General features: G+C 66.5%; 7 protein-coding genes. 6 read left to right on the forward strand and 1 reads right to left on the reverse strand.

What is annotated here, in order from left to right; genetic code table 11:
• Positions 1–31 precede the first annotated feature (31 nt).
• The 3 genes from pyk (at position 32) to HFP89_RS10740 (ending at position 5327) form a co-directional block, all read left to right on the forward strand.
• Positions 32–1501 carry a pyruvate kinase gene (gene pyk, locus HFP89_RS10730; protein WP_168717661.1) on the forward strand — a complete coding sequence of 490 codons (1470 nt, stop codon included), beginning with the start codon at positions 32–34 and terminating at the stop codon, positions 1499–1501.
• Positions 1502–1595: 94 nt separating this feature from the next.
• Positions 1596–2618 (forward strand): class I fructose-bisphosphate aldolase, encoded by a 1023-nt coding sequence (locus HFP89_RS10735; protein WP_168717662.1) that lies wholly within the window; start codon positions 1596–1598, stop codon positions 2616–2618.
• Between the two features lie 423 nt (positions 2619–3041).
• The gene (locus HFP89_RS10740) at positions 3042–5327 is read left to right on the forward strand and encodes an NADP-dependent malic enzyme (RefSeq protein WP_168717663.1); all 2286 of its coding nucleotides are present in this window, start codon (positions 3042–3044) and stop codon (positions 5325–5327) included.
• A 634-nt stretch (positions 5328–5961) separates the two neighbouring features.
• On the opposite strand, the gene HFP89_RS10745 is transcribed toward HFP89_RS10740, so the two are convergent.
• On the reverse strand, positions 5962–6954 hold the full coding sequence (locus HFP89_RS10745) for a serine/threonine protein kinase (RefSeq protein ID WP_168717664.1): 993 nt from the start codon (positions 6952–6954) through the stop codon (positions 5962–5964).
• Positions 6955–7416: 462 nt separating this feature from the next.
• Here HFP89_RS10745 and HFP89_RS10750 point away from each other — a divergent pair, with 462 nt between their 5' ends.
• From HFP89_RS10750 to HFP89_RS10760, 3 genes are read left to right on the forward strand one after another with little or no spacing between them, the layout of a single operon-like run.
• Positions 7417–20976 (forward strand): beta-propeller fold lactonase family protein, encoded by a 13560-nt coding sequence (locus HFP89_RS10750; RefSeq protein WP_168717665.1) that lies wholly within the window; start codon positions 7417–7419, stop codon positions 20974–20976.
• A gap of 17 nt (positions 20977–20993) precedes the next feature.
• Positions 20994–21992 carry a peptidyl-prolyl cis-trans isomerase gene (locus tag HFP89_RS10755; protein WP_168717666.1) on the forward strand — a complete coding sequence of 333 codons (999 nt, stop codon included), beginning with the start codon at positions 20994–20996 and terminating at the stop codon, positions 21990–21992.
• Positions 21989–23725, forward strand: coding sequence for a hypothetical protein (locus HFP89_RS10760; protein ID WP_168717667.1), 1737 nt, complete (start codon positions 21989–21991; stop codon positions 23723–23725). Before HFP89_RS10755 ends, HFP89_RS10760 begins: the two co-directional genes overlap by 4 nt.
• Position 23726: the final 1 nt, after the last annotated feature.

Below are 23726 nucleotides of genomic sequence, written 5' to 3' on the forward strand. Positions count from 1 at the left end.
AAGCGACATCGCCGCGCGCTACACTGGCGTCATGAATCGACGCACCAAGATCGTGGCCACGCTGGGCCCCTCCACCGACGATCCGCAGGCGCTGGAGGCGCTGATCCGGGCCGGCTGCGACGTGGTCCGGATCAATTTCTCGCACGGCGACCCCGAGACCCACTCGCGGCGCATCCGGATGGTCCGCGCCGCGGCCCGCGAGCTCGACACCGATGTGGCCGTGCTGGCCGACCTGGCCGGCCCGAAGATCCGGATCGACCGCTTTCGCGACGGCGCCGTGGAGCTCGAGAAGGGCCAGGCCTTCACGCTGATCGCCGAGGACCCGCCGCCGCCCGGCGACCGGACCGGGGTCGGCGTGGCCTACCTGGACCTGCCCGGTGACGTGAAGCCGGGCTCGGAACTGCTGCTCGACGACGGGCTGATCGCGATGCAGGTCGAGCGCGTGGCCGGCACGCGGATCCATTGCACCGTGCTGACCGCCGGGCGGCTGTACGACCGCAAGGGCCTGAACCTGCGTGGCGGCGGGCTGTCGCTGCCGGGCGTGTCGAAGGCCGACGAGGCCGACATCCGGCGCGCGGCGGACTGGCAGGTCGACTACCTGGCGGTGTCGTTTCCGCGTTCGGCCGCCGACATCGAGCAGGCCCGAACGCTGCTCCGGCGCGCCGGCGGCGAGGCCCACATCGTCTCGAAGATCGAGCGCACCGAGGCGATCGACAATCTCGACGAGGTCATCGAGGCCTCCGACGCGGTGCTGGTCGCGCGCGGCGACCTCGGCGTGGAGATCGGCGAGGCCGAGCTGCCCGGGCTGCAGAAGAAGATCATCGCGACCTCGCTGGCGCTGAACCGGCCGGTGATCACGGCGACCCAGATGATGCAGTCGATGGTCGAAAGTCCGGTGCCGACCCGCGCCGAGGTGCTGGACGTGGCCAACGCCGTGATCGACGGCACCGACGCGGTGATGCTGTCGGCCGAGACCGCGGTCGGACGTCACCCGGCCCGGGTCATCGAGGCGATGGCGCGGATCTGCGAGGGCGCCGAGCGCCACGTCCAGGCGACGATCCCGCAGCGCCGGTTGATCGTGAAGCCCGAGCGCACCGACCAGGCGATCGCGATGGCAGCGATGATCACCGCGGCCAACGTGCCGGTGCGCGCGATCGTTGCGTTGACCGAGTCCGGTTCGACCGCCCGCTGGCTCAGCCGCGTGCGCTCGCCGGTGCCGATCATCGCGCTGTCGCCGAACCGCGCCAGCCTGCGTCGGATGCGGCTCTACCAGCACGTCTTTCCGCTGTTCTTCGCCACCGAGGCCGCCGATGGCACCGAGTCCGGCCGGCAGGCCGTCGATCACGTGCTGCGGGCCGGCCTGGTCGATCCGGGCGACCGGGTGATCCTCACCCTCGGCGACGAGATGGGACTGGAGGGCGGCACCAACACGATGAAGATCGTCACGGTCGGCCAGCGTGGCGGCGACGGTGATCGCCAGGGCGAGTTCGAGAACCTGTGACCGGGCGGCGCCGCCGGCGCTTCCGCTACAATACCGCGCACTCCCTATTTCACGCGGCCGCAGGGTCGCATCGCGTCGTTTCGAGGAGCCGAACATGAGCGATTTTCTGGAACAACTCGTCACCACCGCCCAGGCCATGGTCGCCCCGGGCAAGGGCATTCTCGCCATCGATGAATCGACCGGCACGATCGCCAAGCGGCTGGCGTCGGTCAAGGTCGAGAACACCGAGGAGCACCGCATCGACTACCGCTCGATGCTGCTGACCACCCAGGGGCTCGGCGACTACATCTCCGGCGCCATCCTGTACGACGAGACGATCCGCCAGAAGACGCCGGACGGCAAGCGCATCGTCGAGGTCATGAACGAGGCCGGCATCCTGCCCGGCATCAAGGTCGACACCGGCGCCAAGCCGCTGGCCGGCTTCGACGACGAGAAGGTCACCGAAGGCCTGGACGGCCTGCGCGAGCGGCTTTCGGAGTACGTCGAACTGGGCGCGACGTTCTGCAAGTGGCGCGCCGTGATCACGATCGGCGACGACATTCCGTCGCGCACCTGCATCGAGGCCAACGCCCACGCGCTGGCCCGCTACGCCGCGCTGTGCCAGGAAGCCGGCCTGGTGCCGATCGTCGAGCCGGAGGTGCTGATGGACGGCACGCACGACCTGGACACCAGCTTCGATGTGACCGAGGCCACGCTGAAGGCCCTGTTCAACCAGCTCTACGAGCACAACGTGCTGCTCGAAGGCACGGTGCTGAAGGCCTCGATGGTGATCTCCGGCAGCGAGGCCGACAATCGGGCCAGCGTCGAAGAGGTCGCCGAGGCCACCGTCGACTGCCTGCTCAACGCCGTGCCCGCTTCGGTCGCCGGCATCGTGTTCCTGTCCGGCGGCCAGACCGAAGTCGAGGCCACCGCGCACCTCAATGCGATGAACAACCTCGGCGACCTGCCGTGGCCGCTGTCGTTCTCCTACGGCCGCGCCCTGCAGCACGGCGCCCTGACCGAGTGGGCCGCCGACCCGAAGGGCAACCGCGCCAGCGCCCAGAAGATCCTCCACCACCGCGCCCGCATGAACGGCCTGGCCGCGATGGGCGAGTGGAACGAGGCCGACGAGGGCTGAAATGACGGTTTCCGGGTTCGGGTTTCCGACTTCCGGAAGCCCGGCTCCGGGGCTCGGTGTTCGGCGTTCGGGGCGAGTCCGGGAAAAGCGTTTTGTCCGCAGATGAACACAGATGAACACGGATGAACACAGATAAAGGCGGATGGGATGAGAAAATTAGGCCAGAGCCAAAGAAAGCGTTCGAACGCACCTCATCATCTGTAGCCGCCACCCTGTCGCCTGAAACCTGAAACCTGAAACCTGAAACCTGAAACCTGAAACCTGAAACCTGAAACCTGAAACCGGAAACCGGAAACCGGAAACCGGAAACCGGAAACCGGAAACCGGAAACCGGAAACTGAAAACTGAAAACTGAAAACTGAAAACTGAAACCCGACCCCACTCGCCCCTTTTCCCTCTCCCCTTTCCCCTGCCTATTTACCCATGTCCGACTTCGACGAACAGGCCCTCGACTATCACCGCTACCCGACGCCGGGCAAGATCAAGATCGTCGCGACCAAGGCCCTGACCACCCAGAAGGACCTGGCGCTGGCCTATTCGCCGGGCGTGGCCGCGGCCTGTCGGGCGATCGTCGATGATCCGCTGGCCGCGCGCGAGGTGACGTCGCGCGGCAACCTGGTCGCGGTGATCTCCAACGGCACGGCGGTGCTCGGCCTGGGCAACATCGGGCCGCTGGCGGCCAAGCCGGTGATGGAAGGCAAGGCGGTGCTGTTCAAGAAGTTCGCCGATATCGATGTGTTCGACATCGAGATCGACGAGCAGGACCCGGACAAGCTGATCGACATCGTCGCCAGCCTCGAGCCGACCTTCGGCGGCATCAATCTCGAGGACATCAAGGCGCCGGAGTGCTTCCACGTCGAGGAATCGCTGAAGGAGCGCATGAACATCCCGGTGTTCCACGACGACCAGCACGGCACGGCGATCATCACCGCCGCGGCCATCGTCAACGGTCTGCAGCTGGTCGGCAAGAAGATCGAGAAGGTCCGGCTGGTCGCCTCCGGCGCCGGGGCCGCCGGCATGGCCTGCCTGGACCTGCTGGTGACGATGGGCCTGAACAAGGAGAACATCGTCGTCTGCGACCGCGAGGGCGTGGTCTACACCGGCCGCGAGATCGACATGGACGACCGCAAGGCCGGCTACGCGATCGACACCGATGCGCGCACGCTCGACGACGTGATCGGCAAGGCCGACATCTTTCTCGGCGTCTCGGCGCCGGGCGTGCTGAAACCTTCGATGGTCGAGCGGATGGCGAAGAAGCCGATCATCCTGGCGCTGGCCAACCCGGTGCCGGAGATCATGCCCGACGTCGCCCGCGAGGCGCGGCCCGACGCACTGATCGCCACGGGCCGCTCGGACTTCCCGAACCAGGTCAACAACGTGCTGTGCTTTCCCTACATCTTCCGCGGCGCGCTGGACGTCGGGGCGACGGTGATCAACGACGAGATGAAGATGGCCTGCGTCCACGCCATCGCCGAACTGGCCCGGATGGAAGCCAGCGACGTGGCCGCGGCCGCCTATGGAGGAGAAGCGACGAAGTTCGGCCCCGACTACCTGATCCCGCAGCCCTTCGATCCGCGCCTGCTGGTCCAGCTGGCGCCGGCGGTGGCGAAGGCGGCGATGGACTCCGGCGTGGCGACCCGGCCGATCGAGGACCTCGAGGCCTACCGCGAGCGGCTGAGCCAGTACGTGTTCCGCACCGGCCTGCTGATGAAGCCGGTCTTCGACGCCGCGCGCAAGGACCCGAAGCGCGTGGTCTTCGCCGAGGGCGAGGAAGAGACCGTGCTGCGCGCGGTGCAGACGATCGTCGACGACGGTCTGGCCCGGCCGATCCTGGTCGGGCGTCCGTCCGTGGTCGACATGCGGATCGAGCGCGCCGGTCTGCGCATCCGCGCCGGCGAGCACTTCGAGCTGGTGAATCCGGAATCGGATCCACGCTTCAAGGACTACTGGCAGACCTTCCACCGGATCACCGAGCGAAGAGGCGTGACGCCGGACTCGGCCAAGGCGATCGTGCGTACGCGCAACACGGTGATCGCCGCGATCATGGTCTACCGCAACGAGGCCGACGCGCTGATCTGCGGCGTGGTCGGGCGCTACCAGAAGAAGCTGCAGTACGTCACCGAGGTGCTCGGCCTGCGCGAGGACTGCGCCACGCTCGGTGCGCTGTCGGCGATGACCAACGAATCGGGCACCTACTTCGTCTGCGACACGCACGTGAACCCGGACCCGACCGCCGAGCAGCTGGCGGATATCACATTGATGGCGGCCGAGAAGGTCCGGATGTTCGGCATCACGCCGAAGGTCGCGCTGCTGTCGCACTCGTCCTTCGGCAGCCACGTCAATGCCCAGGCCTCGAAGATGCGCCGGGTGCTGCAGCTGGTTCGCGAGCGCGCGCCGGAGCTGGAAATCGAGGGCGAGATGCGCGCCGACGCCGCACTGATGCCGAAGGTGCGCGAGCGCGTGTTTCCGAACTCGATGCTGACCGGCCAGGCGAACCTGTTCGTCATGCCCGACCAGGACGCGGCGCACATCGCCTTCAACATGGCGCGCGTGATCGGCAAGGGCGTCAACGTCGGCCCGATCCTGATGGGCGCCGGTCGCCCGGCTCACGTGCTGACGCCGTCGGCCACCGTGCGGCGGGTGGTCAACATGACCGCGATCGCGGTGTTCGATGCGCAGATGGAAGTAGCAAGTCAGGTTCAGAAATGACTTCGGGCGGCACTTGCTTGGGCCGCCCGAAGTCAGTTTCACTCTCAGTCGGACTTCCTGGGGGTCAGTTCATTTGATCGTCGCCGGGGGGCGGAATAGGAAGCCGGTGGAAGTGTGTTGAATGTTGGACATCAACAAGCACACCGTCTACGAAAATGTACGCAGTGCTCCAGAACCATATGCCCCAGACTTGCTGCCCATTCGGGCCTGGCCCCATTCCGTAATTGCTGCCCGATTCTGTAACTGTTCCCGTGCCCCCTGGTGGAGGGTTTGGCGCGTCTCCAGTCTTTCGCTGCGTATCGGTCGATTGTGATTCGAGCCAGAAGTCGAATGGTTCCGACTCTGGAATCCGCGTTTGATGAAAGTCGAGTACTTTGCCCGAAGCGTCGGTCGTGATCAATGCCCAATGGCCATCTGAAAGCCGTGCTTCAGTGCACGCGGGCGAACAGAAAGATTCGATTTTAGCCTCTTGAGCTCTGAAGTCACCGTGAGATGAAAATGCAAGAGTGCTAAATAGCAAAACATAGAAAAGTTTCGACATCATTGATGCTCACCTACTGTTGTTTGCCAATTGCTGGGCGAGCCAGCACAAAAGACGGTACCAAAAGAAGGGGGGGGGGTAGCAAGTAGGCGCTCAGCGGTGCCAGGTCACCGCCGGTTCCTGCAGTTCGGACAGCTGTTCGCGCAGCTGGGTGATCACCGTCTCCCAGTGCCGATCGTCCTCGAACCACGGGAAGGCCATCGGGAAGGCCGGATCGTCCCAGCGCCGGGCCAGCCAGGCCTGGTAGTGGATCATCCTGAGCACCCGCAGCGGCTCGATCAGTGCGAGTTCGCGCGCGTCGAAGTCCATGAACACCGAGTACTCGTCGAGCAGCCAGCCCCACTGGCGCTCGCGCCACTCGCGCTCGCCCGAGATCAGCATCCACAGGTCCTGGACCGCCGGGCCCATCCGGCAGTCGTCGAGGTCGACGAAGTGCGGCGCGTCGCGCCACAGGATGTTGCCCGGGTGGCAGTCGCCGTGCAGGCGGATCGAAGGGATCTCGCCGATCCGCGACCAGGCCGACTCGACGTGGGCCAGCGCGTCGTCGGTCAGGGACTTGAACGCCGATTCGAGGTGCATCGGAATCCAGTCGTGGTCCAGCAGCCAGTCGCGCGGCTCGCGGCCGAGTGCATCGGGCGTCAGGGTCTCGCGGTGCTCGAACGGCCGCGCCGCACCGACGGCGTGCATCCGGCCCAGCGCGTGACCGATCGCCTTCAGCGTGTCCTCGTGCTCCGGCTCCGGCGCATGCCCGCCCTGGCGCGGAAACAGCGCGTAGCGGAAGCCGGCGTGCTCGAGCAGGGTTTTTCCGTCGAAGGCCATCGGCGCCACCACCGAAAGACCCGCCGCGGCGAGTTCGGCGGCGAATGCATGTTCTTCGAGAATGGCCGGTTCGTTCCATCGGTCCGGCCGATAGAACTTGCCGATCACCGGCACCCCGTCCTCGATGCCGATCTGCCAGACGCGGTTCTCGTAGCTGTTGAGCGCGAGCAGGCGGCCATCGGTAGAAAGTCCGGCAGATTCAGCGGCTTCCAGAACGGCGTCCGGCGTGAGCGCTGCGAAAGGGTGGGCATCGGTTCTTGAATCCATGGTCTCTATTCTGAGGGCAACCGGTGTCCGACCGGAGCGCCCGTCGGGAAATTCACGGGGGCATCGGTCCGGCGCCTGAATTGAGAGGGCGAAAGAAGTGTGATACGGTTCACAAAGTCCACGCGCACGCCTTCGCCGACAGAACGACGATCGTGGTGGCCAAACTCCTGCCATCGTCGGGTCGCAATTCGAGGGCTGTGCGCTGGGGCGAACGGGGACGGGACATTCGAACCGCAGTGGATCGGATCAGCGTCATTTTGTGCGGTCCGCGCCGTTGCGCAGGTCGGACCGGTTCGAGGGAGGACCTTTTCGACCCGCGGTCGATAAGGCGGATGGAGGTCGAGGCGACCCTGCGTCGCGCTCTCCATCCTGAACAGGGAGCTGGGTTTGATTGCCGATATTCCTCTGGTCCGCGCATTCTCGCGCGGATTCGTCGTCGCTTCCCTGATGCTGGGAGCGATGATGTCTTCGCCGGCGGCCGCTGCCGTCAACCTTCAGACCGACTTCATCGCGCCGGCGACCTACACGCCGGGGGATACCGGCATCGAGTACAGGATCCGGATCGTCAACACCGGATCGGACCCGGCGACCGACGTCGATATCACGACCTCGTTTCCGGACGGCGCGACCGTGACTTCGGCGACCTGCCCGAACGATCAGGGGGGCGTCACGTCCTGTGACCGGACCATCACCGACGGCAACCTGGCATCGAACAACAGCGACATCGGGGCCGGCGGGTTCATCGAGTTCCGGTTGAGCGTGGACTTCGACTCGGCCCTGGTGGCCGATCCGCTCGATTTCGACGTGCTGGTGGTCGATGCCGGAGCGACCTTCAGCGGCGACGGTGCCGACAGTTGCCCGTCGGGCAGCTGCGCCATCGGCAGCACCCTGGCCCCGGAAAGCGACCTCGGGGTGACCAAGACGGCCGACGACAGCACGTATGTCCCCGGCCAGACCGGCACGTTCTCGATCATCGTGACCAACACCGGACCCAGTGACGCCGCCGGCGTCACGCTGACCGATACGATTCCGCCCGGCACCTCGATCGACGATTGGAGCTGCAGCGCATCGGGTGGCGCCAGCTGCCCGGTCCTGGGCGCCGGCGCGACCCAGACCTTCGATCTGGTTGCCGCCGGCAGCCTGGATTTCACCCTGACGCTGGACTACCCGAGCAGCCTGACAGCGGCCACGTTGACCAACGAGGTCGAGGTTTCTGCCGATATCGGCACCTCCGGCAGCAACGCCAACTCGGCGTCCGCCAGTGTCACCCGCACCGCGTTCGTCGACCTGCAGACCGCCGTGACCAGCGCTGCGACGACCTACGTGCCGGGTACGACCGGGAATTCCGCCACCTTGACCGTCTCGAATGCGGGCCCCTCGGATGCGTTCGGCGCCGAGTTCTCGTTCGATGTGCCCGTCGAGATCGACAGCCTCGACTGGGCCTGCCCGGCGGGCGCGTCCTGCGCGCCGATGAGCGCAACGGCCGCCGGCGGCGACACCGTTTCGATCCAGATGGATGTCCCGGCTTCCGATTCGGTGGCCGTCGCGCTGACGGCGATCGATTACGACAGCGGCGCGCTGGCCGACCCGCTGGAGGTCGTCGCAACGGCGTCCCCGGCCATGGCCGACACCGAATCGGACGGGACCGACAATGCCGCAACGATCAGTCAGGCGATCGACCGTCAGGCCGATGTTCAGGTCACGAAAGTCGCCAGTGCATCCATCGCCAATCCCGGCGATGCCTACGAATACACCATCACGGTCACCAACCTGGGTCCCAGTGATCTCGGCAACGGGCCCGGCGAGAGCGGTGTGCGGGTCATCGATGACGTATCGGGCGACCTGCTCGGCGATCCCGGCGAAATTCGTTGTGCCGCCGAGTCTTCGGCGCCGTGCTTCCTGTTCTGTCCGTCGGACGAAGGGGTCGCCAACAGCGCGCTGACCATCGACAGCGCGGTCTGCCCGGTCGAGCCTAGAGAGGTTCGCGGCGACCTGGTGGCCACCATGGAAGACCCCGAGCAGAACGCGCTGCGGCTTTCGGCCGGAAGTTCGACCGAAGTGAAGCTGTTCGTCAGCGTGTCGGGCACCGCGACCGATGTCGCAGAGATCGTCAACACCGCGTCCGTCCGGATCGATCCGGGCGATGCCGTCACGGAGCTCGATCCGACGCTCGGCAACGAGGATTCGGTCCCGGTTTCGATCGAAGTGGCCGCCGACCTCGTGGTCACCATCGACGATGGCGCCATGGAGGCCACGCCCGGTGAGTCGGCGTCCTACGACGTGATCGTCACCAACAGCGGAAACCAGGCCGCTGCCGGCGTCGATGTCGATGTCGACTTTTCCCTGGCCTCCGATCCGGCGGCCTCGCCGTTCCTGAACGGCGACGTGCAGTGGGCCTGTCGTGCGTTCAACGGCGCGTGCTGCAGCAGTCCGGCAGGCGCGGGAGAGTGCGGCACCACCGCGCCGGTGATCGGTTCGGGCGAGCTCCAGGATCGCCTGGTCGACCTTCCGGGCCAGGGGCGCCTCGAGTTCACCTTCACCGGCGAACTGGATCCTCGCGCACGGGGTACTGCCAGGGGCACGGCGTCGGCCACGCTGCCGACGGGCATCAATGAAATCGATCCGTCGGACAATACGGATATCCAGGATGAAACCAGCCTGGTGCCGGAGTCCCTGCTTCGTCTTGCCAAGAACCTGCTGTCGATCGATGCCCAGCCCAGCGGTGCCTCGCTGCTCCGCTACCGGATCGACATCAGCAACCTGGGACCCAGCTTTGCCGAAGACGTCGGCGTGGTCGACACGCTGTCCGACGCCAATCTGGATCCGGACAATGCGACCCGGCCCGCCTCCTGGACCTGTTCGGTGATCGAAGGTCCGGGTGCGCCGGGACCGACCGACCCGCCGGTCAGCTGCGGCAGCGGCACCGGGCCGCTGGACCGGGATGCCATGTCCGAGCCTCGTGTCACCGTCGATCTCGATGTGGGCACCAAGGTTCGCTATACGGTCGACGTCCTGACCGTGGAGAATCCGGACGAACCGCTGCAGGTCGTCAACACCGCGACGGCAACGTCGGAGGGCGGCAGCGCCACGGCAACCATCACTTCGAACCTGATTGCCGAAGGCGAGCTCGACATCACGGTGACCGACGGTGTGGAGGAGGCCGTTCCGGGCACGCCCACGGGATACACCGTGACGATCCAGAACGTCGGTGACGAGGCCGTGTTCGATGCCGCGGTGCGGAATGAATTTCCGCCGGAACTCGAGAACGTGGCGTGGTCCTGTGACGCGATCACGCCGATCCCGGGCGACCTCGAAGAATTCGATCCGGTCGGGCCCAGCGGCACGCCGGGCGGGGCGATCGTGGCCAGTGCCGACGGTCGGCACGTCTACCAGCTTGCGCCGGATCTGAACCGGCTGTATGTCTATGCGCGCAACAGCGTCCCGGGCCTCGATTTCGGTGCGATGAACGAACTGGAATTCGAGACCCAGGGCGAGAACGACAGCGCCGACGCCGGTCAGACCGTCGAGAACATGGAGGGGCCGATCGACCTCGCGATCAGTCCCGATGGACGGCACGTCTACGTGTTGTCCCGGGCCGCGGTCGACAGCGAGGCCGAGAACGCGATCGTGGTGTTCAGTCGTGACGTGAACCCGGCCTCCGAGGACTTCGGAACGCTGTCGTTTGCCGGGTCGGCCACCGAGGGGATTCCGGTCGAACCGCGTGCGCTGGTCGCCGGAAGCGACAACCTGTTCGTGGCCGGCGACGCCGGCTCGATTTCGATCTATGCAAGAGCGGACACGACCGGTCTGGCGTCCTTCGTCGAGACCCGGACGCAGAACGTGCCCGCCGACCCGGCCGCGCTGGCGCTGGACGCTGCCGACGGGCTGCTGTTCGCTGCATCGGGCACGGGTTCGCAGCTGAGCGTGTTCTCGGTCAACGATGACGACACGGCCGGCGACCCGATCGGTCGATTGACCTGGCTGGACCGGGACCTGACGGCCGGCACGCTGGCCGGCGTGTCCGATCTCGATCTGTTCGCGTCGTCCGACGATCTGTACGTGACCGCGGCGGGCAGCGGCAACCTGGTCGCCGTTCGCTACGTGGACGGCGACAGCGATACCGTTCCCGATCCGGCCATCACCGCGTCGTACCCGGTCGCGGGCCCGGCGGCCTCGTCGATCTCGCCCGACGGTGAGCACGTGTTGATCGTCAGCCCGTCCAGTGACACGCTGACCTGGTTCCGACGCGACGTGGTCAACGGTACGCTGGACGAACGGAGGAGCCTGGCGCGGAGTTTCGACGGCGCCTCGCCGCCGACCTGTCTCGACCAGTGCACCGTCGCGGCGCCGGTGGACGTCCTGGTGACCAGCGACGGCCGACACGTGATGCTGGCCGGTTCGGAGGGCGGTTCGGCGCCGATCCTGAGCGTGTACACGCGGCGCGCACCCGATCCGCTGTTCGCGCTGATCGAGGTCGATCGCGACACCGATCCCGGAACGCCCCAGGACATCGACGGTCCGGATCTCGAGTCGCCGGCCGATATCGCGATCAGCCCGGACGGGGACCATGTCTATGCGATCAGCTTGTCGCAAGGCTCGATCGCGCTGTATGAACGCAACGAAGATGCCGGGCTGACGGAGCTCACCGCCGGCGGGCACCTGGTGTTCGTCCGCGACTGGTCCGAAGGCGACATCACGGCCGGCGGACTGACCATCGCCGGAATGAGCCGGCCGGAGTACCTCACGATCAGCCCCGACGGGCTCAGCGTCGTCGTTTCCAGCCAGGATGGCGATTCGCTGGCGGTGTTCCGCCGCAACCCGGACGGTACGCTGGAGTTCAAACAGGCCTTGTTCGACGGCGTCGGCGGCGTCGACGGGCTGGCCGGTGCTCGCGGCATGGCCATGGACCCGATGTCGACCCACCTGTACGTCGCCGGAGGCTTCGATGCGTCGGTGGCGATCTTCCAACGAAACGCCAGCTTCGAGTTCGAATGGATCGATCAGGCCCGGAACGGGGTCGGATTCAACAACCTGACCGGCGTGCGGGACGTGGCCGTCAGCCCGGACGGATTGCAGGTCTATGCCGTTTCGGACGTCGACGATGCCCTGGTGGCCATGGCGCGCGAGGACGACGGCCGCCTGTCCTTCCTGCAGGCCGTGACCGCCGGCGTCGGCGATCGTCCGATGGCGGTCGAGGTTTCGCCGGGCGACGGCGATCACGTCTACGTGGCGTCCCAGAACAGCGATTCGATCAGCGTGTTCCGCCGCATCGTGACCAGTGGAGAGGCCTTCGGGACGCTGGCCAGCGGGCGTCAGCAGTTCAATCTCGATGACGGCATCGAGTTCATGAACGGACCGCGCGACCTGGCCGTCAGCCCCGACGGCAAGCGCGTGTACGTCGCCGCGCAGTTCGACTCCAGCGTGCTGGTCTTCGATCGCGACCTGAACCGAACCGGCGGCAACTTCGGTGCGCTGGCGCCGGTCGCGGTCAGCCGCGACGATGTCGATGGAGTCGACGGCATCGACGGCATCTATGCGCTCGCGGTCAGCCCGGATTCCGACAACGTCTATGCGGCCGGTTTCGGCGATCGCGCGATTTCGTCCTTCGTGCTCGGCATCGGTTCGGTCTGCACCGGCGGCGGCAGCGGCACGATCGACGACCTCGTTACGCTCGGCGTCGGCGGCTTCGTGCAGTACCGGGTCGTTGCCGACATTCGACCGGACGCCGAAGGCGAGCTGGTCAACACGGCGACCGTGACGCTTCCGGACAATGTGACGGATCCGACTCAGCCCGGCGTCGACAATCCGAGTCGCAGTTCGTCGGATACGACCACGCTGACGCCGCGGGCCGATCTCGTCCTGACCAAGACCAACGAGCAGATCTCCGTGGTGTCCGGCCAGCCGGTGACCTATCGGATCCAGGTGTCGAATCTCGGTCCCAGCAACGTGCGGTTCGAGACCAGCAATGTCGTCGTGACCGACATGCTGGACATCACCGATTTCGATGTCTCGTCGGCAGCCTGGAGTTGTGTCGCGAGCAGTTCGGGCGCGCTGGGCTTCCTCGATAGCGTGGTCGAGGGGTCCGAGGAGGACGATCCGGACCTCGGCCTCGAAGGCGTGTCGTCGCTGGTTCTCGTCCGGGATTCCGATGGGATCGGGCCGCTCGGTACGTACCTGGCCACCGCATCGGTCGTCGATGACGCCGTCAGCCTGTTCGAACAGAACAGTGACGGCTCGTTGCTGCACGTGTTGACGGTGTCGGATGGCGATCTGCTCGATGGCGTCCCGGTCGATCGGCTGGCAGGCGCGAATTCCATCGCGGCCAGTCCGGACGGCCGGTTCCTGTACGTTGCCAGCCGCATCGACGACGCGATCACCGTCCTGGAGATCATCGAAGACACCGGTAGCGTGGCGCTGGCCCTGGTCGAGACCCGGACCGGTATCCAGGGCCTCGATCAGGCGTCGCACCTGGTCATGAACGCGTCCGGCGACACCGTCTACGTCGCCGGCCCCAACGACGATGCGATCGCGGTGTTCGAGCGCGATGCCTCGGACGGCGTCCTGACCTATCTGGAATCGGAGCGCAACGGCGTCGATGACGGCACCGACCCCGGCGGCGTGGTCGACGGGATCGACGGAGTGACGCGGTTGGTGTTGAGCCCGGACGGGGCGCATCTGTATGCCGTAGCGGCGACCGACCGGGCCGTCGCCCGCTTCGATATCGAGGCCGGCGGCCGACTGTCGTGGGCCGCCGTCGACGATGCCACGAGCCTGGACGTCGATCTTTCCGGTGCCGCCGGTGCCGCGCTCGACGCCAGCGGTTCGAATCTCTACGTCAGCGCCCGGAACGCGGACCGGATCGTGGTCTTCTCGCGCGATGCCGACGCAACGAGCAGCAGCTTCGGCGAGTTGACGGTCGTCGAGGAAGTGGTGCAGGGGGAACGCGGCGTCAGCGGCCTGCTCGGGCCGCGCGGCCTGGTCGTCAGCCGGGACGGGCGCCATGTCTATGCGGCCTCGGAGGTCAGCGGTTCGGCGACATGGTTCGGTCGCGACCCCGGCGATGGCTCGCTGAACTTCGGCGGGGTCATCAGCAACGAAAGCAGTTTCGTCACCGGCCTCGGCGGTGCCACGGATCTTCTGCTCGACGACGTGTCGATCGACGATCCGCTCAACCAGCTCTACGTCGCGGGTTCGACCGGTTCGGCGATCGCACGGTTCGCCCGAAGCAACGACTCCTCGTGCCCGGCCTCGGGGACCGATGAACTCGAAGGCGGCGTCGGCGTCGATATCGCAGCCGGCGGCAACGTGATCTTCGAGCTGACGGTGAACGTGGCCGCGACCACGGACGGCGAGGTGGAGAATTCCGCTACGGTCACGGCCGATCCGGGCGTCGATACCGATCCGGCCAACAACGAGCAGTCCGATATCGACCAGGTCGAACGGATCGCCGATCTGCAGATTTCGAAGACCGATGACCGGGCCGAATTCGACGGCCTGGCCGGCGCGGTGGCCGTGGTCGGTGACGCCCGGGCGGTGTACTCGGCCGGCAGCGACGACGACGCGATCGGTGTATTCCGTCGCGCCAGCGGCACCGGCGTGGTGTCCTTCCTCGAGGTCGAGCGCAACGGTGAGGACGGTGTCTCCGGGCTGACCGATGTCAGCGACCTGGCCTTGTCCGCCGACGGCGCCCAGCTGTATGCAACGGGCGCGGCGGGCAACACCCTGGTCACCTTCGACCGCGCATCGGCCAACGCGCAGCTGAACTTTGCCGACGTCCAGCAGAACGGAACGCTGGGCATCAACGGCATCGGCGGCGCGTCGGCGGTGACGCTGTCGCCCGACGACGAACACGTGTATGTCGCCGGTCGGCTCGACAACTCGATCGCGATCTTCCGTCGTGACGCGGACGACCAATCGCCGAGTCATGGACGACTGTCGTTCCAGGGCAGCGTGCAGAACGCGACCGGCGGGGTAAGCAATCTGACCGAGCCACGGGCCCTGGCCGTATCCCCCGACGGCCTGCACCTCTACGCGGTGTCCAGCGTGGACAACAGCGTTGTCGTCTTCCAGCGAAACCCGAACCCGGGCAGCTCGGCCTTCGGGTCGCTGAGCTATGTCGAAAGTCAGTCCCAGAACATCGCTGGCGTTGCCGGTCTGGACGGCGCGATCGATCTGCAGCTTTCGACCGACGGCACCACACTCTATGTCCTCGGTGCCACCAACGGCACCGTGGCCTGGTTCGACCGGGATCCCGGCACCGGTGAACTGACCTTCGTCAACTTCAAGCAGGACGGCTTTTCCGGGGTCACCGGCCTGACCGGCAGTACGTCGATGACGCTGGGCGTCGGGGGGGAGCAACTCTACGTCGCCGGGACGGCCAGTGATTCCGTGGTTCGTTTCAACGTCCTGAGCGATGCGTCGCTGAGCTTCATCGACCGGGTGGCCAATGGCGATCCGCTGGCAGGAAGTGGCCAGGTGCTGGGGCTCGACGGGGTTGCCGATGTGTTTCCCTCGCCGGACGGCAACCAGCTGTATGCGGTCAGCTCGGTGTCGAACGCGCTGGTGACACTGGACCGTGACATGAGCGGTCTGCTGACCTATGCCGACGCCGTGATCGACGGCCTCGGCGGCGTCGCGCCGGGGTCGGCTGTGATCTACCGGATCGTCGTCGACAACCTCGGCCCCAGCGATGTTCCCGACGTCACGGTGGTCGACGATTTCGCCGATACCTTTTCGAACGTCACCTGGACCTGCATTCCGAGCGCCGAGCCGGAAGCGCAGTGCGACCCGGGCGGGTCGGGCTCGATCAACGACAGTTCGGTCATCCTGCCCGCCGGTGCGAGGGTGACCTACACGGCGGTGGCGACGGTTCGCGAAGACGCGACCGGTCGTCTGATCAACACCGCTACGGTCACCGGTGCCAACCTCCTGGATCCCGTCCTGGCCAACAACACGGCCACCGACGACGACACCGTTCTGTCGCCGAGCATCAATCTGGTCGTCGATGTGGACGACGGCGGGATCACCCGGGCGACCCCGGGCACGCCGATCGACTATCGGGTCCAGGTGACCAATGCCGGCGATTCCTTCGCCACCGATGTGCGGGTCGTCGACATGATCCCGCCGGCGCTGTTCGATGTGGCCTGGGCCTGCGCGGCCACGCCGGTCGAAGGTGAACTGAGTTACGTGCCGCCGGTTCTGCCCATCGGCAGCCCCAGCGAGCTCGACACGGCAAGCGATCTCGTGGCCACGGCCGACGGCCTGTTCGCCTACGCGGCGGGAACGGACATGGGCAACGGCGCGATCGAGGTCTTCCTGCGCGATCCGGTCAGCGGTTCGCTGCGGCGCCTGGAAACCGTCGTCCAGGGCGACGTGCTCGACGATGGCGCCGTCATCGACGGATTGCAGGGTGTCAGCGATCTCGAGCTTTCGGTGAACGGTCGCTATCTCTATGCGGCCGGCGCCGATTCCGATGCGATCGCCGTGTTCGAGCGCGATGCCGTATCGGGCCTGTTGACGCCGATCGATCTGGAACGCGACGGCCAAAACGGCGTGGATGGCCTCGGCGGCGTCAGCGAACTCCTGATCGAGCCGAACGGCATTTTCCTCTATGCCGCCGGCCGACTGGACGACGCGATCGCGGTGTTCTTCATCGACCCGGCGAGCGGACAGCTCGACTATCTCGGGCGGACCGTTCAGGGCGTCGATGGCGTGGATGGTCTCAACGGGGTCACCGGCCTGGCGTGGAGCAACGACCACCTGGTGGTGGTGGCCGACGAGAATGCTTCGCTGGCGGCCTTCGAGCCCTCCCCTTCGACCGGTCTGCTGAGCCAGGTGGCGATCGTGCAGAACTTCGAACTGGGGCCGCCGAATCCGCCGGCGCCGCTGAACGGTCCCAGCGACATCCTTGCGCTCGATTCGCGCCTGTTCGTGGCGGCCAGAGACGGCAATGCGCTGTCCGAGTTCCGCTTTGTCCCGTCCCGGGAGGTCGGGGAACCGACCGTGCTGGAATTCGTCCGGATGGTCGAAAACGGCGTCGACGGGATCACGGACCTGATCGAACCGGTTTCCCTGAGCTATTCCGAACGGCAGCAGCGCCTGTACGTCGCGGCCGCGGGCAGCGATACCGTTCACCTCTTCAGCCTCCGCGCGGAATCGCCGGAACGGCTGGCCCGGTACAGCGTCGACGAGATTCCGACCCTGGCGGGTCTCGACCGCGTCGTCCTGCCGATCGACGGACCGCTGTATGCGCTTGCCGATACCGGTGACATATCGGTGCTGGCACGTCGTCGCGGTTCGTTCTGCGAACTGTCCGGCGCGCAGGAGCTCGGTGTCCAGGCCGTCGAGATCGCTCCGGAAGGCAAAGTCGAATTCCTTGTCTCCGGCATTGTCCAGCCGAATGCAACCGGCAGATTGGTCTACACGGTCGAAGCCAACAGTCGGTTCCTCGAGCGGGAACTGGATCCCAGCGACAACGTCGGCGTGGACGACAACCTGCTCGAACCGCTACCGGATCTCCGCGTCACGAAGACCGATGGGCGTGACCGAATCGTGGCCGGAACGCCGATCGAATACATCGTCGATATGGACAACGTCGGCCCGAGCGATGCCGTGGCCGCGACCCTGACCGACTTGGCACCGATCTTCACGGGCGACAACGCCGGGTTGCTGTCCGGAAGCGCAACCTGGTCGTGCTCCGCCAACCCGTCGCTCGAGGCGGGCCAGGCGCTGGGCATCGGCGATATCGTCGAGCTTGCCGGCGCGGTGTCGCTGAGCCTGTCGCGCGACCGGACCCGCCTTTATGCAGCCAATCCGGAGCTCGACGCCTTGCTGGTGCTGGCGATCGATCCGGTCAACGGCGAACTGTCGCTGATCGAGACCTTTACCGAAGGCCAGGCACTGGGCCCGGACCCGGGCGATGCCATCGAAGGCCTGGTCGGGGCAACGGACGTCATTGCGTCTGCCGACGGACGGACCCTGTACGCCGTCGCCGCAGCGGCCAACAGCCTGGTCGTGATCGGACGCGACGATGAAGGCGACTGGGCCTTCCGGCAGCGTTTCCAGTCGGGTGTCGACGGCGTCAGCGGTCTGCTGGGCCCCCAGGACATCGTGCTGACCCGCGACCAGCGATTCGTCTACGTGGCAGCGCCCGGCGGCGACGCCATCACGGTCTTCGCGCGCGACGAAGAGACCGGGCTGTTGACCTTCGTCGAGCGGGTCCGTGACGGTTTCGGCACGATCACCCCGGACAGCAATGTCATTCGCGGCGTCCGACGGCTGCACGCCGCCTTCGATGGCGAGCACCTCTACGCCGTCGCCCCGGACTCGAATTCCATCGCGACCTTCGCCATCGATACCGACGCCGGCACGCTGACCTACCTCGGCGCGCTGCAGTCCGGCGACCCCGGGGTTGCCGGTCTCGACGGTGTCTGGGACCTGGTTGCCGGGCCCGGCGACGAGCAGCTGTACGTGCTGGGTCGCGACGCCGGCGCCGTGGTGACGCTGCAGGTCGATGCAGCCACCGGCCTTCCGGGCTTTTCGTCGCTGCGCGGCGATGCCGCGTTCGTGATGCCGGAAGCCCTCGCGATCGATGCGTCCGGATCGCGCCTGTACGCGGCCACGGCCAGTGGCGAAATCCATGTCTTCGTTCGCGACTGGCTGGATGGTGAACTGGAGTACCGCGAGGTTGCAGCCTCCGCTGCGATGAATCCGAGCTCGATTGCAGCGCTGGACGCTCCCGCGGGGTTGTATTCGATCACTCCGGGCGGCGCCCTGAATCGCTTCGATGAACTGCCGCTGTCGCGCTGCCTGACCGATTCGGGGGATAGCGACGAGGTCGTGATCGATATCGATCTTGGCGCGCGGAATCCGCGGGGCGGTCCGGTCGGTTTCGGCCAGCTCGTCTACCAGGCCACGGTGCATCCGGCGGCCCGCGGCGTGTTGACCAACCTGGCCGAACTGACCTCGGCAAACGGCATGGACGACGCACCGGGAGACAATGCCGGTCAGGACAGCACCGTCATCGACGCGGTGTCCGATCTTGCGGTCGGCAAGACGGGGCCGGCCGAGGCCGTGGCCGGTGAGCGGATCAGCTATGACATCGTGGTCACCAATGCCGGCCCGAGTGACGCGCTCGATATCCAGGTCATCGACACCCTGCCGCCGGAGCTCTCCGACGTCGAATGGAGCTGCGCGCCGAGTCCCGGTTCGTCCTGCCCGGTATCGGGGATCGGGCAGCCATCCATTGCCGCGACGGTTCGAGTGGGCGGCCGCCTCGATATCGTCGTCACCGGGCGAATCGATCCGGCCTTCATCGGGTCGATCACGAACCGGGTCGACGTCGTTCCCGAAGTCGATTCCACGGATCCTGCGCCGGGTGATCTCGACGACACGGCCGTGACCACGGTGGTTGCGCGAGCTGACGTCGTGGCCACCAAGATGACGCTGACCGATCCCGTGGTGGCCGGTCAGCCGGTCGAATACCGCCTGACTGCAACCAATGCCGGGCCGAGCGACGCGCCGACGGTCGAGTTGATCGACAATCTACCGGCCGTGCTCCGGAATGCGACCTGGACCTGCACTGGAGCGGACGGTGCCGGTTGTCCGACCGCCGGCACCGGTTCGCCCGTCCTGAACGCCCAGTTGCCGGTCGGCGGCTCGGTGGTGGTCCTGGTCGTGGCCGATCTCGCTCCCGAGGCCACCGGAACGCTGGAGAATCTCTTCACGGCTCGGGCCCAGGCGCCGGTCGTCGATCCGGACCCCGGCAGCGACACGGCGACGACCAGCGATCCGATCTCGGTGGTGCCCGATCTGCAGCTGGTGCTCGAGGATCCACTGGATCCCTTCGATCCGGCCGGTCCGATCGGCATGCCCTACCGGGCCACGATCACCAACCTCGGACCGTCCACCGCGCGCGGAGTCCAGTTGGACCTGGCGCTGTCGGCATCGATCGCACCGCAGACCTCGGCCTGCGTGAATCCGACCTCGGATTCCATCCGCTGTCTGACCGCCCCGCTCGAGCCGGGACAGCGGCGCATCTTCGAGTTCGAGTTCCTCGGCCTGCCCGCGGCGCCGGCCGATCTCGCGATCGACGGCGTGGTCCAGACCGACGGCGCGGATCCGGACCTGATCAACAACAGCGATTCCACGGTCACGGCCCTGCGCACCGGCCCCGATCTCGATGTGTCGATCGACAACGGTCGGCCGTGGTTGTCGCCCGACGAGCCGACGACCTACACCCTTGTGGTCGGCAACATCGGTTCGGTCGATGCCGGCGTCGTCGACGTGGCCGTCGATTTCGGCCCCGAACTGCTCGATGCGGCCTGGACCTGCCTCGCCAGCGGCGGCGCCGACTGCCCGGGTTCCGGCGCCGGTCCGATCGCGGAAACGATCGGAATGCCGTCCGGCGGCAGTACGCTGTGGACGATCACCGGCCGGGTCGACCCCGACCTCGACCTGTCGATACCTCGGTCGTTGCTGGTGACCGCTTCGGCCGAGTCGGCCAACCCGGGTGATGACGTCAATCCGGACAACAACCTCTCGGTCCAGGACGACCCGGTGCGCCTGACCATGTTCGCCGACGGTTTCGAGGCGGCGACACGCGCTGCGAACGATGACTATCTGCTGCCTTCGGCCTGCACGGAGCTGCCGCTTTCGTCGGTGACCGAGGGCTCCGTGGTCCGGGTCGAAGGCGTTTCATCCTCCGGCTCGCCGCTGTTCTGGCTGGACCGCACGCGAGTCGGGTCCGAAGACTGGATTCGCCTGGTCTTCCTCGGTGACGGCGACGTCGCCGTCGAAGGCTGGCGTCGCTGGTCGCCGGCCGACATGGATGTCGTTCTCAGGATCGACGGCCTTGAGGCCTGGCTGCTCAGCGGGCGGGATCGCGCGGTCGAGGTGGCGGCGCGCTTGTTCGATCGCCCCGTTTCCTTGAGGCTGTCGGAGCCCGTGCCGGGCAATGACCGGCCCCGGCAGACCCCCGCAATCTGCGATGAAGGGCCCCGGAACGTGGGCGCCGTGCAATGAACGAAGGAGCAGGATCGATGACACGACTGGTCGTGACGCTGGTAATCGGAATCGGGATCGGTGCGGTTGCCGCGGCGCTCTGGCTTCGGCCGGTGAGCGAGGGCGCGGAGCCGACCGGGCCCTGGGTGGCCAAGGTCGGCGACCGCGTGATCCGCCCGGCGGAATTCATCGAGGAAATGGCACGTCGCGGCGGCCGCCGACCCGGGACCTACCAGAGCTTCGACCAGAAGCGCCTGTTGCTGAACGAAATGATCGTGCGTGCCGCCCTGGTCGATGCCGCGAAGCGGGAGTCCTTCGACATGCAGCCGGAGGTGTTGCGCGCCATGGAGTCGGTGCTCATCAATCGCTACCGCCAGGATCGTCTGCAGCCCTTGCGGGATTCGGTCGGCATCGACGATGCCGACGTCGAGGACTTCTACAACAGGAACGCGGGGGACTACGTGGTTCCGGCGCGCAAGAGGATCGCGATCATTCACTTCGCCGTGCCCGAGCGCGCCAACGACGAGCGTTGGGACCAGGCCACGGCCGACGCCGAGGAGGTGCTGGCGATGGTCTCCGACCAGGACCAGGGTGTGCCGCATTTCGGTGACCTCGCGCGGCAGCACTCCGACCACCGGGGCAGTCGCTACCGCGGTGGCGTCATCGGCTGGATCAGCGAGGGCGGCGAGCGGCCCAGGTTCAATCCAACGGTCGCGGCGGCCGCCGAGTCCCTGCGATCGCCGGGGGCGATCGTCGGGCCGGTGCGCGGCGACGACGGCGTGTACCTGGTCCGTCTGGTGGAGTACGAGCCACAGCGCGAACGTTCACTGGAAGAACTGTCTGCGGGCATCCGTCAGCGACTGCTGGCCGAGCGACTGAAGCAGGTCGAAAACGAGTTTCTGGACGCTCGGCTCGCCGAAGTCGAGACCGAGATCAACGAAGACGCATTGGCAGAAATCGAACCCCTGTCGGGACCGGGTCCCGAACGCAGAGGTCCGCCGACCGGACCGACGACGAGTGCCGAGGACGAATCATGAACCGAATTCTTGCAGGCGCAGCGTGTGCGTTGCTTACCGGATTGCTGCTCGCCGCCCCCCGCAGCGGGTCGGCCCAACTGCTCGAGCAGACGATCGAACTGTCGCCGGGCTGGAACGCGATCTTCGTCCGCCTGGATCCCGAAGTCTCGGACATCGAAACCGTGTTTGCCGACCTTCCGGTGCGCAGCGTCTGGCGCTTCATCCCCGACGATCGCGGCGCGGAATTCGTCACCGATCCAGCCGAAGGTCTGCAGAACCTCGAAGGCTGGTTCGGCTGGTTCCCCGAGCCGCGGCCCGAAGCCTTTCTTTCGAATCTGTTCACCATCTCGGCCAATACGGCCTACCTGGTGGAACTCGAGGGCACGGAAACGCACGAGATCACGATTTCCGGCCGTCCCGACTTCCGTTCGCTTCGCTGGAGAAGCAACGGCTACACGCTGACCGGGCTTCCGGTCTCGACCGACATGCCGCCGACCTTTTCCGAATTCTTCGAATTTTCCGGTGCGCACCAGGCGCAACCGATCTACACGCTCGGCAGCGACGGGCGCTGGTCGACCGTATCGCCGGCCTCGACCGGGATCGACGGCAACCGGTCGTACTGGATCTTCACCAAGGGCAATTCGTCCTACCAGGGCGCCACCGAACTGATTCTCGACCAGGGCGAGGCGCTGGAGTATGCGCGCACCACGGATTCACTGCAGATCGTGCTGAGAAATCGGACCGATATGGCCGGCAGCTTCCTGATCGAACGGCTCAACGGTGATTCGCTGCCGATGCGCTACGAGATCGAGGACCCGGAAACCGGCGAGTTCGCCTGGCCGACGCTGCAGCAGACCCTGGTCCAGCAGGTCGACGCCAACTCGGAGGTGTTTCTCAGGCTCGGGGTGAGGCGGTCGGAGATGACCGCCGATCGAATGGAGCAGGCGTTTTCGATCACCGACGAGCACGGTGGTCGAATCCTGATCTACGCCTCGGCCGATACGCTTCAGCCCTTCGTCGCGCCGACCCGCTCGACCCGTGGATCGGGCACACCGCCGGCGCTGGCCGGATTGTGGAGTGCGGCCGTTCAGATCGACGCCGTCAGCGAAGCGCAGTTGGCCGGCACCGAACCGACGCCGGTCGGTCAGCCGTTCGAACAGCGGTTCCTGATCCACGTCGACGCCGGCGGCCAGGCGCGCCTGCTCAAGGACGTCATCCTGATGTGGGAAGAGGGCACGCTGGCGCCCAGCGACGAGAACCCGGACTTCCAGGAAGTCGAAACCCCGGGCCGCTACGTGCTCATCACCAACAAGCAGCTGATTCCGCTCTACGCCGGTTCGGTGAACCGCGATGGACAGTCGGTCGGGCAGCGCGTCAGTACGGTGGCCTACGACTTCGAGGGCGAGTACATCGAAATGGACGGCGCCTTCGGTCCCGGCAATCGCTCCACCGTGACGCTGACGATGGAGCCGGACTTTCCCACCAACCCCTTCCGCCACAAGTACCACCCCGACCACGACAACCTGGATGCCCAGTTCATCAACTTCCAGCAGGAAGCCTTCCAGGTGATCCGTGAACTGAGCCTGGAGTTCGCCGTTGACGATCCATTGGGCCTGGACCCGCCGGGTTGGGGCAGCACGCTGCTGGGCGGCACCTTCGAAGAGGCCCTGACCGGCCTGCACAAGAACACCATCTTCGTTTCCGGATCGTTTCGCATGCGGCGCATTTCCAATGTGCCGGTGCTGAACCAGTAGG

Origin of the sequence: Wenzhouxiangella sp. XN79A, assembly GCF_012272825.1 — a bacterium.
GTDB lineage: Bacteria > Pseudomonadota > Gammaproteobacteria > Xanthomonadales > Wenzhouxiangellaceae.

Bases quoted from the DNA above. Each gene is read 5' to 3' on its own strand.
- pyk (WP_168717661.1), top strand. From the start codon at position 32: ATGAATCGACGCACCAAGATCGTGGCCACGCTGGGCCCCTCCACCGAC.
- HFP89_RS10735 (WP_168717662.1), top strand. From the start codon at position 1,596: ATGAGCGATTTTCTGGAACAACTCGTCACCACCGCCCAGGCCATGGTC.
- HFP89_RS10740 (WP_168717663.1), top strand. From the start codon at position 3,042: ATGTCCGACTTCGACGAACAGGCCCTCGACTATCACCGCTACCCGACG.
- HFP89_RS10745 (WP_168717664.1), bottom strand. From the start codon at position 6,954: ATGGATTCAAGAACCGATGCCCACCCTTTCGCAGCGCTCACGCCGGAC.
- HFP89_RS10750 (WP_168717665.1), top strand. From the start codon at position 7,417: ATGTCTTCGCCGGCGGCCGCTGCCGTCAACCTTCAGACCGACTTCATC.
- HFP89_RS10755 (WP_168717666.1), top strand. From the start codon at position 20,994: ATGACACGACTGGTCGTGACGCTGGTAATCGGAATCGGGATCGGTGCG.
- HFP89_RS10760 (WP_168717667.1), top strand. From the start codon at position 21,989: ATGAACCGAATTCTTGCAGGCGCAGCGTGTGCGTTGCTTACCGGATTG.